At 60.9% G+C, this 14,028-nt stretch carries 13 protein-coding genes; 10 read left to right on the top strand and 3 right to left on the bottom strand.

Annotated features, from left to right (window positions below; genetic code table 11):
* Positions 1-65 precede the first annotated feature (65 nt).
* Positions 66-1,436, bottom strand: a complete 1,371-nt coding sequence (locus V8J63_RS00975) for a CYTH domain-containing protein (RefSeq protein ID WP_024014729.1) — start codon at positions 1,434-1,436, stop codon at positions 66-68.
* 156 nt (positions 1,437-1,592) lie between these two features.
* Here V8J63_RS00975 and argE point away from each other — a divergent pair, with 156 nt between their 5' ends.
* Positions 1,593-2,747 (top strand): acetylornithine deacetylase, encoded by a 1,155-nt coding sequence (argE, locus tag V8J63_RS00970; protein ID WP_130889096.1) that lies wholly within the window; start codon positions 1,593-1,595, stop codon positions 2,745-2,747.
* Positions 2,748-3,009: 262 nt separating this feature from the next.
* Entirely contained in the window at positions 3,010-4,311 is a 1,302-nt protein-coding gene (gene argA / locus V8J63_RS00965) for an amino-acid N-acetyltransferase (protein ID WP_130889097.1), read from the top strand.
* Between the two features lie 136 nt (positions 4,312-4,447).
* Here the strand turns inward: argA and tauA are convergent, their stop codons facing one another.
* Positions 4,448-5,434: a taurine ABC transporter substrate-binding protein gene (tauA, locus tag V8J63_RS00960; protein ID WP_336463446.1), complete on the bottom strand. Its 987-nt coding sequence runs from the start codon at positions 5,432-5,434 to the stop codon at positions 4,448-4,450.
* A 367-nt stretch (positions 5,435-5,801) separates the two neighbouring features.
* On the opposite strand from tauA, the gene V8J63_RS00955 reads away from it, so the two are divergent.
* The 8 genes from V8J63_RS00955 to V8J63_RS00920 all read left to right on the top strand — a co-directional run bounded on the left by V8J63_RS00955 (position 5,802) and on the right by V8J63_RS00920 (position 13,090).
* Positions 5,802-7,169: an OprD family porin gene (locus V8J63_RS00955; protein WP_071172168.1), complete on the top strand. Its 1,368-nt coding sequence runs from the start codon at positions 5,802-5,804 to the stop codon at positions 7,167-7,169.
* Between the two features lie 293 nt (positions 7,170-7,462).
* On the top strand, positions 7,463-8,101 hold the full coding sequence (locus V8J63_RS00950; RefSeq protein WP_024014725.1) for a peroxiredoxin: 639 nt from the start codon (positions 7,463-7,465) through the stop codon (positions 8,099-8,101).
* A 317-nt stretch (positions 8,102-8,418) separates the two neighbouring features.
* Positions 8,419-9,012 carry an NADPH-dependent FMN reductase gene (gene ssuE / locus V8J63_RS00945; RefSeq protein WP_130889098.1) on the top strand — a complete coding sequence of 198 codons (594 nt, stop codon included), beginning with the start codon at positions 8,419-8,421 and terminating at the stop codon, positions 9,010-9,012.
* Positions 9,013-9,101: 89 nt separating this feature from the next.
* On the top strand, positions 9,102-10,076 hold the full coding sequence (locus tag V8J63_RS00940; RefSeq protein WP_130901496.1) for a sulfonate ABC transporter substrate-binding protein: 975 nt from the start codon (positions 9,102-9,104) through the stop codon (positions 10,074-10,076).
* Positions 10,077-10,101: 25 nt separating this feature from the next.
* Positions 10,102-11,250, top strand: coding sequence for an FMNH2-dependent alkanesulfonate monooxygenase (gene ssuD / locus V8J63_RS00935; RefSeq protein ID WP_130901495.1), 1,149 nt, complete (start codon positions 10,102-10,104; stop codon positions 11,248-11,250).
* Positions 11,251-11,259: 9 nt separating this feature from the next.
* Positions 11,260-12,042 (top strand): aliphatic sulfonate ABC transporter permease SsuC, encoded by a 783-nt coding sequence (gene ssuC, locus V8J63_RS00930; protein ID WP_122612327.1) that lies wholly within the window; start codon positions 11,260-11,262, stop codon positions 12,040-12,042.
* Positions 12,039-12,845, top strand: a complete 807-nt coding sequence (gene ssuB / locus V8J63_RS00925; RefSeq protein WP_016772655.1) for an aliphatic sulfonates ABC transporter ATP-binding protein — start codon at positions 12,039-12,041, stop codon at positions 12,843-12,845. The genes ssuC and ssuB overlap by 4 nt, the downstream gene beginning before the upstream one ends.
* A 29-nt stretch (positions 12,846-12,874) precedes the next feature.
* Entirely contained in the window at positions 12,875-13,090 is a 216-nt protein-coding gene (locus V8J63_RS00920) for a TOBE domain-containing protein (protein WP_003229256.1), read from the top strand.
* A gap of 167 nt (positions 13,091-13,257) precedes the next feature.
* Here V8J63_RS00920 and V8J63_RS00915 read toward each other — a convergent pair whose 3' ends face one another.
* Positions 13,258-13,884, bottom strand: a complete 627-nt coding sequence (locus V8J63_RS00915) for a TetR/AcrR family transcriptional regulator (protein WP_042607059.1) — start codon at positions 13,882-13,884, stop codon at positions 13,258-13,260.
* Positions 13,885-14,028: the final 144 nt, after the last annotated feature.

The raw sequence follows: 14,028 nt of genomic DNA, 5'->3' as shown, positions 1-14,028 counted from the left end.
CTGCGCAGCAGTCCCCGCTTGATCGTTCCCACGCAGAGCGTGGGAACGATCGGGTGGGAAGGTGTTTAGCTGCGCAGGAGGATTTTCCAGGCGCGGTTCTGGTACACCGCAATCGCCTGATGCTTGCGCGCATCGAGCAGTTCGTCGGTGATGGTCGGCTCGTTGGCCAGTTGCGCCAGTTTGTTCAATTCACCGTACAGGCGATCCATTTCCGGGATGTCCAGCACGTTGCGCGCATGGTGCAACCAGACCTGAATGCGCTCGATACGCGGCAGTTGTTCAGCAAGATCTTCCGGCTGCTGCTGATAGCGTTGCAGCTGCAGAGCAGTAGCTTCTTCGCCGAGCAGACGCGGCAACCAGCTGTGCAATTGCGCGTCACCCTGACGATTACCGCGAGTATTGCGGTCGGCGGTCCAGGTGCGGGCCAGCAGCCAGCGTGAAGCGTTCAGCGAGAACTGGCCCCAGCGCGGGTCTTCCAGCTCTTCGAGGAACTGCTCAGGCGCGGCCTTGCGCACGTCTTCGTCCTCGATGCCGACCTGCACCAACGGGCGCCAGTCTTCGAGCAAGGCATCGAGGGCCACGCGCAAATCGTGGGTCGACTGACGCGGCGCCGCCTGGCCGAGGCTGCTGAGCAGGGCGCGCATTTCCGCGAGGTTCTCGACCCAGTCCTGCAACAGGCGCCAGTGGCCGTTGAAACGATATTGTTCAGCCAGACGCTGGCTGCTGCCGAGCAGATGCCAGCTCAGCGCGGCGAAGGCGTCGTCGAGACGGGTTTCGCTGGTCAGCTGCGGCGCCGGGAGGCTCAGCGAGTAGCTGTTGGCGTCGTGCAGGCGATAACCGCGCTCAGCCTTGCTGATATCGCATGGCATCAGCGCCAGGGTTTCGGCCAGTTCGGCAGCCAGTTCCAGCAGCGCCGCAGGCTCGCCTTCGCGCAGTTCCAGTTCCAGCTCGCAGATCTCTTCCTTCTGCTTGCCAACCACCACGTGACCGAGGTCCAGCGCGGCTTCGATGACCACTTTGGTCTTGCCACGGCCCCAGGCGATTTCGGCGCGCTCGCGGACGAAATCGGTGGTGAAGATCGGCTTGAGGGTTTTCTTGTCCAGCTCGGCCAATGCCTCGGGCCAGCATTCGCCGTCGAGTTTCTTTACGTCGAGCTTGGCTTTCGGCAGTTTCCAGTCGTACTCGTTACGCTCGGACAGACCGGCGACGCTCTGGCCACGGGTCTTGAGGGTCTGAATCACTTCGTCACCGTCCTTGCGCAGGCGCAGTGCGACTTTGGCTTGGGCGAGGTCGCGCTCGGGGGTGTCGAAGTACTGGTTCATCAACTCACGGCGTTCCCAGCCACTTTTGTTGCGTTTCTTCAGCAGCGGGTGCTCGCGCAGGGCAGCGAGGGTTTCGCGGCTGACGCGGAGTTTGATTTCAGTTTCTTTTTGCATGGCCGGAACATCCAGAATCGGGAGCGCAGCCGGGGGAATGTGTGGCTGCCAAGGCCGTGCAGTGTACAGGAGTCAAACTTCCTACGCCCTGCGGCGGTTTATTCCGCGCGCCGGATGGTTCTATAGTGGGCCTCAATCCGGGACCTGGAGTCAGTGATGCCATTGCCGTCCATGCAAGACCAGTTCGCCGCGCTGATTGCCGCGCCATCGGTCAGCTGTACTCAACCGAACCTGGACCAGTCCAACCGCGCCGTCATTGATCTGCTCGCTGGCTGGCTCGGTGACCTGGGCTTCAGCTGCGATATCCGGCAGGTCAGCCCCGGCAAATTCAATCTGCTCGCCAGTTTCGGCAGCGGCCCCGGCGGCCTGGTGCTGGCCGGGCACAGCGACACCGTGCCGTACGACGACGCGTTGTGGCAGACCGACCCGCTGAAGCTCACTGAAGTCGATGGCCGCTGGGTCGGGCTGGGCAGCTGCGACATGAAGGGTTTCTTCGCGCTGATCATCGAAGCCGTACGGCCGCTGCTCGATCAGCCGTTCAAGCAACCGCTGCTGATCCTCGCCACCTGCGACGAAGAAAGCTCGATGTCCGGCGCTCGCGCGCTGGCCGAGGCCGGGCAGCCGCTGGGCCGCGCGGCGGTGATCGGCGAGCCGACCGGGCTCAAGCCGATTCGCATGCACAAAGGCATCATGATGGAGCGCATCGACATTCTCGGGCAGAGCGGCCACTCGTCTGATCCGCGTCTGGGCCACAGCGCCCTTGAAGCGATGCACGATGCCATCGGCGAACTGCGCGGTCTGCGCCTGTTGTGGCAGCGCGAATTCAGCAATCCACAATTCAGCGTGCCGCAACCGACGATGAACTTCGGCTGCATCCATGGCGGCGACAACCCCAATCGCATCTGCGGCCAGTGTTCGCTGGAGTTCGACCTGCGACCGCTGCCGGGCATGGACCCGAACCTGCTGCGCGCGGAAATCCTGCGCAAGCTCAACCCGGTGGCCGAGCGGCATAAGGTGAAAATCGATTACAAACCGCTGTTCCCGGAAGTACCGCCGTTCGAACAGTCAGAGGATGCCGAACTGGTGCGCATCGCCGAAAAGCTCACCGGCCATCGCGCCGAAGCAGTAGCGTTCGGCACCGAAGCGCCTTATCTTCAGCGCCTCGGCTGCGAAACCATCGTCCTCGGCCCCGGCGACATTGCCTGCGCGCATCAACCCGGCGAGTACCTTGAAATGTCACGTTTGCAGCCTACCGTGCATCTGATTCGGCAGTTGATTGAACATTACTGCCTGACGACAGACGAACGATGATGGCCCTGTGAGGGAGCGAGCCTGCTCGCGAAAGCGTTTTGTCAGCCGCCATTGATGAACCTGATCCACCGTTTTCGCGAGCAGGCTCGCTGCCACAGGGTTAAATGTCTTGCATCAACCCGGTAAATTGCCTGCACCACAACCCGTATTCATGAGGAGAGCGCGCGTGTCGCCAAGCCTGTTCCGACGATAACCATCAGCCCGCTGTGCGTTTTTCGTTTCGCCCCTTTTTTCGGCTGCTCTTTATTACAGGCCCAGGTTCATGCCCGAATACGTTAATTGGCTTCGCCACGCGTCCCCTTACATCAATGCCCACCGCGATTGCACCTTCGTCGTCATGCTGCCCGGCGACGGCGTCGAGCATCCCAACTTTGGCAACATCGTCCACGACCTGGTCTTGCTGCACAGTCTGGGCGTGCGTCTGGTGCTGGTGCACGGCTCGCGCCCACAGATCGAAACCCGCCTCGCCGCCCGTGGCCTGACCCCGCATTACCATCACGGCATGCGCATCACCGATGCCGCGACCCTGGAATGTGTGATCGACGCGGTCGGCCAGTTGCGCATCGCCATCGAAGCGCGGCTGTCGATGGACATGGCCTCGTCGCCGATGCAGGGCTCGCGCCTGCGCGTGGCCAGCGGCAACCTCGTCACCGCGCGGCCGATCGGTGTGCTGGAAGGTGTCGACTATCACCACACCGGTGAAGTGCGTCGGGTTGATCGCAAGGGCATCAACCGCCTTCTCGACGAGCGCTCGATCGTGCTGCTGTCGCCGCTGGGCTATTCGCCGACCGGCGAGATCTTCAACCTTGCCTGCGAAGACGTCGCCACTCGCGCCGCCATTGATCTGGGCGCGGACAAGCTGCTGTTGTTCGGCGCCGAGCTCGGCCTGATCGACGAGAACGGCAAACTGGTGCGCGAACTGCGCCCACAGCAAGTGCCGGCCCATTTGCAGCGTCTGGGCATGAGCAACTATCAAGCGGAGTTGCTCGATGCCGCCGCCGAAGCCTGCCGTGGCGGCGTGGCGCGCAGTCATATCGTCAGTTACGCCGAAGACGGCGCACTGCTGACGGAGCTGTTCACCCGTGACGGTGGCGGTACGCTGGTGGCGCAGGAGCAATTCGAATTGGTGCGCGAGGCGGCGATTGAAGACGTCGGCGGCCTGCTCGACCTGATCAGTCCGCTGGAAGAGCAGGGCATTCTGGTGCGCCGCTCGCGGGAAGTGCTGGAGCGCGAGATCGAGCAGTTCAGCGTGGTCGAGCGCGAAGGCATGATCATCGCCTGTGCGGCGCTGTATCAGATTGCCGATTCCGATGCCGGCGAACTGGCGTGCCTGGCGGTGAGTCCCGAGTATCGCCATGGCGGACGCGGCGACGAATTGCTAGAACGCATCGAAACCCGTGCGCGGGCGCAGGGTTTGAAAACCCTGTTCGTACTCACCACGCGCACCGCGCACTGGTTCCGCGAGCGCGGATTCGAGCCGAGCAGCGTGGAACGCCTGCCAGCGGCACGGGCGTCGCTGTACAACTATCAGCGTAATTCGAAGATCTTCGAAAAGACCCTCTGAACAACAGAGAGGTCTGTGGCGAGGGGATTCATTCCCGCTGGACTGCGCAGCAGTCCCCTTGCGTTTCCAAGTGAAAACATAGGTGGTCGCTACGCGACCCAGCGGGGATAAATCCCCTCACCACAGGGTTCTGCATTCAGTCAGTGATGAATTTGGCGCTGACGTACGGCGAATAATCAGGCAGCACCGTCTCGACCTTGCCTTGTTCCTTCAAGAATTTCGCCGTTTCGGCAATGGCCTTGGCGGTGCCGCCGTCCAGCAGCGCGGTGCTTTGCTGCGCCTTGGCATCCGGGAACGCCGAACCGGCCATCAGTTCCGGCACATCTGCTGCGTTGGCACCGGTCAATTTGGCGATTTTCTGCACAGGCACCGAGTCGGCCGTCCAGCTGTCTTTGTGTGCGGCGTAATCAGCGAACGAGTCCAGGGTGACCTTGGCAAACTTGGCCACGACCTCGGGATGCTTCTCGGCAAAGTCCTTGCGCGCCACCCACACCTCGAAGGTCGGCGCACCCCACTGGCCGACCTGGGCGGCGTCGGTCAGGGTCTTGCCGGTCTTGCGGATCTCGCCCAGTGCCGGCGACCAGACAAACGCCCCGTCGATGTCGCCTCGCTTCCAGGCGGCGGCAATCTCGGCCGGTTGCAGATTGACCACTTTGACTTGCGAGGTAGTCAAGCCCCAGTGCTTCAACGCCCCAAGCAGACTGTAGTGCGAGGTCGACACGAACGGCGTGGCGATGGTCTTGCCGATAAGGTCCTGTGGTTTGTCGATGCCGCTGCCGTTGCGCACCACCAAGGCTTCGGCGGCATTAATCTGCGCCGAAACGATAAACGCCACGATCGGCAGATTGCGTGAAGCAGCTGCTGCCAGTGGGCTTGAGCCAAGGTTGCCGATCTGCACGTCGCCAGAAGCAATGGCAGTGACGACTTCCGGGCCGCTGTTGAAACGACGCCAGTCGATCTTCTCGCCGATGGTTTTTTCATAGACACCATCGGCCTGCGGCACTTTGCTCGGATCGATCCCGGTCTGGTAGCCGACCGTCAGACTGGCGGCATGTGCGGAAAAAGAAAGCAGTGCCGACACACAAACTGTAACAAATTGACTTGATAGTGCGCGTTTCGCCATGATGCGTCGCCTTTTCGATGGGATTTGCCGTGTTGGGAGCACGGCAAAGCTAATCGATCTAAAAAAAGGTCAACAAATACCATTTAGGAATGAGCTTAGGCGCCGATACGCTGTTTCCCGGCGCAAAGGGCCATTAATGGGCCATATGTCCGAATGGTATGAAAAAGGATGAATAAATTCTTTTTGGGATTATCAGGAAGTCTTTACGCTGCAGGGACCCAATCACTGGCGATTAGACGATGGTCGTAGACACACAAGGTTACGATTGACTTGGCAGTCACGGTCTGGCGCTAATCGCGCATCTTAGGATTCAGGGCAAATCGACCCCGAACCAGGAACACAAGAATTAGAACGAGAGGAGCGATACATGAACAAGTCCACCTTGGCCCTGGCTGTGGCCGTTGGGGTTATGGCGCAGCAGGCAGGCGCCGCCGGTTTCATCGAAGACAGCAAGGCTACTCTGGGGCTGCGTAACTTCTATATCAACAACGATAACCGTGATAGCGCTGCCAATAGTCCCGCTAACAAGCGTAACGGTGTGCAGAGCAAGAACGAAGAATGGGGCCAAGGCTTCGATCTGCGCTTCATCTCCGGCTACACCCAAGGCACCGTAGGTTTTGGTATCGATGCTATCGGTCTGCTGGGCGTTCGCCTGGATTCGGGCGGTGGTACCAACGGTGCGACCTCGACTTCGTACGGCGGAACTGTATTCCCAAGCAAATCCAATGGCGAAGCTGTTGATAACTTCTCGAGCCTGGGTCTGACGGCTAAAGCCAAGATTTCCCAGACAGAGCTGAAGCTGGGTACCTTGCAGCCGAAGAACCCGGTCATCGTCACCAACGACGGTCGTCTGCTGCCGCAAACCTGGCAGGGTGGCCAGATTACTTCCGGCGAGATCAAGGACTTGACGCTGGTCGGTGGCCAGATCGAGCACGTGAAAGGTCGTAACTCCAGCAACAATGAACAGCTGTCGATCGGTGGCGCAACTGCGCGCACCACAAACAGCAACAAGTTCATCTACGCCGGTGGTGACTATAAAATCACCAAGGATCTGACGGCCCAGTACTACTACGGCAACCTGGAAAACTTCTACAAGCAACACTTCCTGGGTCTGGTGCATAACTGGTCGATTGGCCCAGGTGTGTTGAAGTCCGACTTCCGGTACTTCAATAGCTCCGATGACGGCCGCAATGGCAACGATTCGGACTACTTCAGCAACGGTGCGTACGGCAACAGTACGCTGGGTAACGGCAAAGGTAAGGTCGACAACAACCTGTACAGCGGCTTGTTCCTTTATACCGTTGCCGGTCACACCTTTGGTGGCGGCTATCAGGTGAGCAACGGCAGCAGCGACTTCCCTTGGCTGAACCAGGGTGACGGCTCGTCTAACTACACGATCACCGACATGCAGATCCAGAAGTTCAACCGTGCCGGCGAGCGCACTTGGCAGGCACGCTACTCCTATGACTTCGCCAAAGTTGGCGTGCCAGGCCTGACCGCTGGCATGGTTTATCTGCGCGGCGACAACATTGATACCTACGGTAGTCGTGTGCAAACCTCGAATGGCGCCTCCGAGTGGGAACGCGATTTGACCGTGGCGTACGTTGTTCCGGAAGGCCCGTTGAAGAACGTCGGCTTCATGTGGAAAAACGCTACGTGGCGCAACGACATCGCCGGTCAACGCGACCAGGACGAAAACCGCCTGATCCTCAGCTACTCGATCCCGCTGCTGTAACAGCTCGACCAAGTAACTGAAGCAAAAAAAGCCCCGTCCGGCATCGCGCCGGACGGGGCTTTTGCGTTTCGAGTCAGGCTCACCCCCGTAAGCCCTTCTCGATTTCCCTCTTTGCTGCAACTCAAGGCCTTCTCGAACCTTGCAACCGATATTCGTCGCGATGCCGGCCGGTGTCCAATGAACAGATGTTTAATATTCATTAATGATCTAGATATCTAGTTATTTATTCTTTTTCACGCTGTTCGATCACGAGCTACAGTTGTTGTCTCCCATCCCTCATCAGGAGCAGCACCATGAGCCTCAGACTCGGCGACATCGCCCCCGATTTCGAACAAGACTCCAGCGCCGGCAAGATTCGTTTCCACGAATGGCTGGGCGATAGCTGGGGCGTGCTGTTCTCCCACCCGGCGGACTTCACCCCGGTGTGCACCACCGAGCTGGGTTTCACCGCCAAGCTCAAGGATGAATTCAGCCAGCGTGGCGTCAAGGCCATCGCGCTGTCGGTCGACCCGGTGGACTCGCACCACAAGTGGATCGAGGACATCAACGAAACCCAGAACACCATCGTCAACTTCCCGATCCTGGCCGATGCCGATCGCAAGGTCTCCGATCTCTACGACCTGATCCACCCGAACGCCAATGACACGCTGACTGTGCGTTCACTGTTCGTCATCGATCCGAACAAGAAGATCCGCCTGACCATTACCTATCCGGCGAGCACCGGGCGCAACTTTCACGAGATCCTGCGGGTGATCGACTCGCTGCAGCTCACCGACAACTACAAGGTCGCCACCCCGGCCAACTGGCAGGACGGTGAAGAGGTGGTGATCGTGCCGTCGCTCAAGGATGAGGACGAAATCAAGCAGCGCTTCCCCAAAGGCTATCGCGCGGTGAAGCCGTACCTGCGCCTGACGCCGCAGCCGAACAAATAAGTCAGTGAGATTTTGATCGTTCCCACGCTCTGCGTGGGAATGCCGCCCGTGACGCTCCGCGTCACAGTGGACGCGGAGCGTCCATGGATTCATTCCCACGCAGAGCGTGGAAACGATCTTCGTGTGACTACGCAGGGGAATTTCGGCCGTTTCGACGGCTTTTTTTTCGCCTGTATTCTGCGCAGCGGTATATCTCTTAAATGCATAACCAAATGAATAAATATGATTTATGGATATATAAATCAGCTGGTAAGGTCACTGCCATTGAAGCGAGATCGCAGCCTGCGAATCGCCCGTAACGCTTAAAGGAATCTGCAATGCTGGTCGTCTCACTCGGTGGCAGCCCCAGCCTGCGCTCCCGTTCCGGGGTGCTGCTGGAGCGTTCGCAACGCTGGTTGCAACAGCAAGGGGTGGAAGTGGTGAGTTATCAGGTGCGGGACTTCCCGGCCGAGGATCTGCTCCACGCGCGCTTCGACAGCCCGAAGGTCCTCGACCTGCTGCAACAGATCGCAAACGCCGATGGCCTGCTGATCGCCACGCCGGTGTACAAGGCCTCGTTTTCCGGAGCGCTGAAGACCCTGCTGGATCTGCTCCCCGAGCGTGCCTTGAATCACAAGGTAGTCTTGCCGATGGCTACCGGCGGCAGCATCGCCCACATGCTGGTGGTCGATTACGCGCTCAAGCCTGTGCTGTCGGCACTCAAAGCGCAGGAAATGCTTCAGGGCATTTTCGCCGAGGACAGCCAGATCGCTTACGGCGAAGGCAGTGCCGCCGCGCAACTGGCGCCGGCCCTGGAGCAGCGCTTGCACGAGGCCCTGGACCAGTTCGTCGGTGCCATGGCGCGCCGGCCGAAACCGCTGGAGCCGGGCCTGCTGAACGAACGTTTGTTGAGTGCTCGCTGGAGCATTTAAGCCTCATCGAAATTTGAAGTACTGGCCTTACTCGCCCGCCAACGGGCAAGCAGGTGCAGCCAAAACCCAACAGCAAAAAGGAGAGCGCTATGCGCACTGTATTTTTGCGTCGTGGTCTGGTCGCTCTGTTTGCTGCGGCTGTCACCTTCGGCGCCATTACCCAAGCTCAAGCCGAGACCCTTCGGATCGGTTATCAGAAGTACGGCACGCTGGTGCTGCTCAAAGCCAAAGGCACGCTGGAAAAACGCCTCGCCGCGCAAGGCGTCGACGTGCAATGGACCGAGTTTCCCGGCGGCCCGCAGCTGCTCGAAGGCCTCAACGTCGGCTCGATCGATTTCGGCGTGACCGGCGAAACCCCGCCGGTTTTCGCCCAGGCCGCTGGCGCGGATCTGCTCTACGTCGCCTATGAACCGCCAGCGCCGAACAGCGAAGCGATCCTCGTGCCGAAGGACTCGCCGATCAAATCGGTGGCCGACCTCAAGGGCAAGAAAGTCGCCCTGAACAAAGGCTCCAACGTGCACTACCTGCTGGTGCGTGCACTGTCAGACGCCGGCCTTAAGTACAGCGATATTCAGACCGTGTTCCTGCCACCGGCCGATGCCCGCGCTGCGTTCGAACGTGGCAGTGTCGACGCCTGGGTCATCTGGGATCCGTACCAGGCCGCTGCCGAGAAACAACTGCAAGCGCACACCCTGCGTGACGGCAAAGGCATCGTCGACAACCACCAGTTCTATCTCGCGACCAAACCTTACGCGCAGAAAAATCCCGAGGTGATCAAGACCCTCGTCGAAGAGGTGCGCGCGGTGGGTGAATGGTCGCAAGCCAATCTCGAAGACGTGACGCAACAGGTCGCGCCACTGCTGGGCCTGCCGGCGGACATCACCCTGACCTCGGTGAAACGCCAGGGCTACGGCGCGTTGTTCCTGACCCCGGAAGTGGTCGCTGCGCAACAGAAAATCGCTGACACGTTCTTCCAGCTCAAGCTGATTCCCAAGCCGTTGAGCATCAAGGATGTGATCTGGACCCCGCCGGCCGCTGTGGCCCAAAGCTCCCCAGCCCAGTAATTCGAATCCACAAGGAGACCACTCCATGAGCCTCAATATCTTCTGGTTCCTGCCTACCCACGGCGACGGCCATTACCTTGGCACCGCCGAAGGCGCCCGCGCGGTTGATCACGGTTATCTGCAACAGGTCGCGCAAGCGGCGGATCGTCTGGGTTTTGGCGGTGTGCTGATTCCTACCGGGCGCTCCTGCGAAGACTCATGGCTGGTCGCGGCCTCACTGATTCCGGTGACCCAGCGTTTGAAATTCCTCGTCGCCCTGCGCCCCGGGATCATTTCCCCGACGGTCGCGGCGCGGCAGGCAGCGACGCTGGATCGTTTGTCCGGCGGGCGTGCGCTGTTCAATCTGGTCACCGGTGGCGATCCGGAAGAACTGGCCGGCGACGGTCTGTTCCTCAATCACCAAGAGCGTTATCAGGCTTCGGTGGAATTCACCCGTATCTGGCGCCGTGTGCTGGAAGGCGAAACCGTCGATTACGACGGCGAGCACATTAGCGTGAAGGGCGCGAAGCTGCTGTATCCGCCGATCCAGCAACCGCGTCCGCCGCTGTATTTCGGTGGCTCTTCGGAAGCGGCGCAGGATCTGGCGGCCGAGCAGGTCGAGATGGTCCTGACCTGGGGCGAGCCGCCGGCCGCGGTGGCCGAGAAGATCGCACAAGTCCGGGCCAAAGCCGCCAAGCTCGGCCGCACCGTGCGCTTCGGTATTCGTCTGCATGTGATCGTCCGTGAAACCAACGCCGAAGCCTGGCAGGCAGCGGACCGGCTGATCTCGCATCTGGACGACGACACCATCCAACGTGCGCAGGCTTCGCTGGCGCGCTTCGATTCGGTCGGCCAGCAACGCATGGCCGCGCTGCACGGCGGCAGCCGCGACAACCTCGAAGTCAGCCCCAACCTCTGGGCCGGCGTCGGTCTGGTACGTGGCGGTGCCGGTACTGCGCTGGTCGGCGATGGCCCGACCGTGGCAGCGCGGGTCAAGGAATATGCCGATCTTGGTATCGACACCTTCATCTTCTCCGGTTATCCACACCTCGAAGAATCGTATCGCGTGGCCGAGCTGCTGTTCCCGCACCTCGATGTCGAACGCCCGGAACTGCCGAAGAGCGCCGGTTATGTCAGCCCGTTCGGCGAGATGGTCGCTAACGACATCCTGCCCAAAGCCGCATCGCAGAGCTGAGGCGCGGCCATGAACAAATTTATCCACAGCCTCGCGCCTTGGGCGTTGCCGGTGTTGCTGCTGGCGGTGTGGCAGTTGTCGGTGTCGACGGGCTGGTTGTCGACACGGATTCTGCCGGCCCCGGTGGCGGTGATCGAAGCCGGTGTCAGTCTGGTGCGCAGCGGCGAGATCTGGACGCACCTGGCGATCAGCGGCTGGCGCGCGGCACTCGGTTTTACCATCGGCGGCAGCATTGGTCTGGTGCTGGGTTTCATCACCGGCCTGTCGAAGTGGGGCGAGCGCCTGCTCGACAGCTCGGTGCAGATGATCCGCAACGTGCCCCATCTGGCGCTGATTCCGCTGGTGATCCTGTGGTTCGGCATCGACGAGTCAGCAAAGATTTTCCTTGTGGCGCTGGGCACCTTGTTTCCGATTTACCTGAACACTTATCACGGCATCCGCAACGTCGACCCGGCGCTGGTGGAAATGGCGCGCAGTTATGGTCTGAGCGGTTTCAGCCTGTTCTGGCAGGTGATTCTGCCGGGCGCGCTGCCGTCGATTCTGGTCGGCGTGCGCTTCGCCCTGGGCTTCATGTGGCTGACGCTGATCGTCGCTGAAACCATCTCGGCCAGCTCCGGCATCGGCTATCTGGCGATGAACGCTCGAGAGTTCTTGCAGACCGACGTGGTGGTGCTGGCGATCCTGCTTTACGCGGTGCTCGGCAAACTCGCCGACCTCGCCGCCCGTGGACTTGAACGTGTGTGGCTGCGCTGGCACCCGGCCTATCAGGTTGCCAAGGGAGGTGCGGCATGACTGCTCAACAACCTCCACGCCTGCTGCGCGGGATTCCGCTGGCGGTGCGCAACCTGCAGAAAACCTTCGGCGCGCGCCAGGTGCTGCGCGACATCGATCTGCACATTCCGGCGGGGCAATTTGTCGCCGTGGTCGGGCGCAGCGGTTGTGGCAAGAGCACGTTCTTGCGCTTGCTCGCCGGCCTCGATCAACCGACTGGCGGCGAGCTGCTGGCCGGCTCCGCGCCGCTCAGCCAGGCGCGCGACGATACGCGGCTGATGTTCCAGGAAGCGCGGCTGCTGCCGTGGAAAAGGATCATCGACAACGTCGGTCTCGGCCTCAAGGGCAACTGGCGCCAGCAAGCGCTGGATGCACTGGAAGCCGTGGGTCTGGCTGATCGCGCCAATGAGTGGCCGGCGGCATTGTCCGGTGGCCAGAAGCAGCGCGTGGCGCTGGCCCGGGCGCTGATTCACCAGCCGCGTCTGCTGCTGCTCGACGAACCACTCGGCGCACTGGATGCGCTGACCCGCATCGAGATGCAGCAACTGATCGAACGGCTGTGGCAGCAACACGGTTTTACCGTGCTGCTGGTGACCCATGACGTCAGTGAAGCGGTGGCGATTGCCGATCGGGTGATTCTGATCGAGGACGGCGAAGTCGGCCTCGACCTGCACGTCGAACTGCCGCGCCCCAGGGTGCGTGGCTCGCATCGCCTCGCCGCACTGGAAACCGAAGTGCTCAACCGTGTTCTGTCCCTGCCCGGCGAACCGCCGGCGCCGGAACCCGTTTCACCCCTGCCTACGCAATTGCGTTGGGCGCAATAACACCTTTATCAACGACAGGAATCAATGCCATGACTATCAAAGCCATCAACGTGCGCAACCAGTTCAAAGGCTCGATCAAGGAAATCGTCCTCGGCGACGTGCTGTCGGAAATCGACGTGCAGACCGCTTCGGGCATCGTCACTTCGGTGATCACTACCCGCTCTGTGAAAGAGCTGGAGCTGGTGGTCGGCAGCGAAGTGATCGCCTTTGTGAAATCCACCGAGGTATCGATCGCCAAGTTGTAAGCCGGTGAACAAAAAACAACCCCGGAGGGTGTGAGCCCTGCGGGGTTTTTTGTGCCTGTCGATCGTTCCCATGCTCCGCGTGGGAATGCCTCTAGGGACGCTCCGCGTCCAGTGACGCGGAGCGTCACGGGCTGCATTCCTTTGCTGCGCGTGGGAACGATCATGTCTCAGCGCTTGGGCAGATACGGCGGTAGATACAGGCCAATGTAGGCATCAAACACGCGCATCCCTTCCTCGGCCATGCGCGGGGTGATCTGCCCGTGCTGCTGCACCGAACGAGCATATACGCGGTCGCCCAGTTCCATCGCCAGGGCAAACACATCGACATCGTCCGGCAGCCTTGGCAACTCGAAATGCTGGTCGAACAGCTTGTGCATCAGGTCGCCCAGTTCGAGGTCGTGCTGGCGGTCGGCCTGGGTCACTTCGGTCAGGCCGTGTTGCGCCAGGATCAATTGCCGTGCGGCCGCATCCTGGTCGTAGATCTCGAGCATGCGCTGTTCGACCAGTCGCGACAGATCTCGCCAGTCACGCAAAGCATCGTGATCGATCGGCGCTTGCAGGCAAGCGCGGAAGGCTGCGTGGACATCGGCGGTCAGCGCTTCGAGCAGCGCCGGTACGCTGGCGAAGAAGTGATACACGGAGGAGGGCGGAATCTGCGCGCGCTCGGCGACGCTGTAGATCGACAGACTGGCCACGCCCTCGGCCGCCAGCAGCGTGCGCGCGGCATCGAGGATCGAATCGATCCGCGCCTGACTGCGGGCACGGGGTTTGCGGACGGTGGCGGGACGCGTCATGGAAGTCTCCTGCGGGGCAGCGGGCATTGTACGAGGCGGTTCAGGTGTTGTCTGCCAGTACCCTGTGGCGAGGGGATTTAGCGAAACGTCGCACCGCCCCGTTCGGCTGCGCAGCAGTCGTAAACCCTGAGAGCCGGGTATTCC

The organism is Pseudomonas sp. CCNWLW23 (genome assembly GCF_037095675.1).
In the GTDB taxonomy this organism is placed as follows: domain Bacteria; phylum Pseudomonadota; class Gammaproteobacteria; order Pseudomonadales; family Pseudomonadaceae; genus Aquipseudomonas; species Aquipseudomonas atacamensis.
This window is presented reverse-complemented; position numbering and strand designations above follow the sequence as displayed.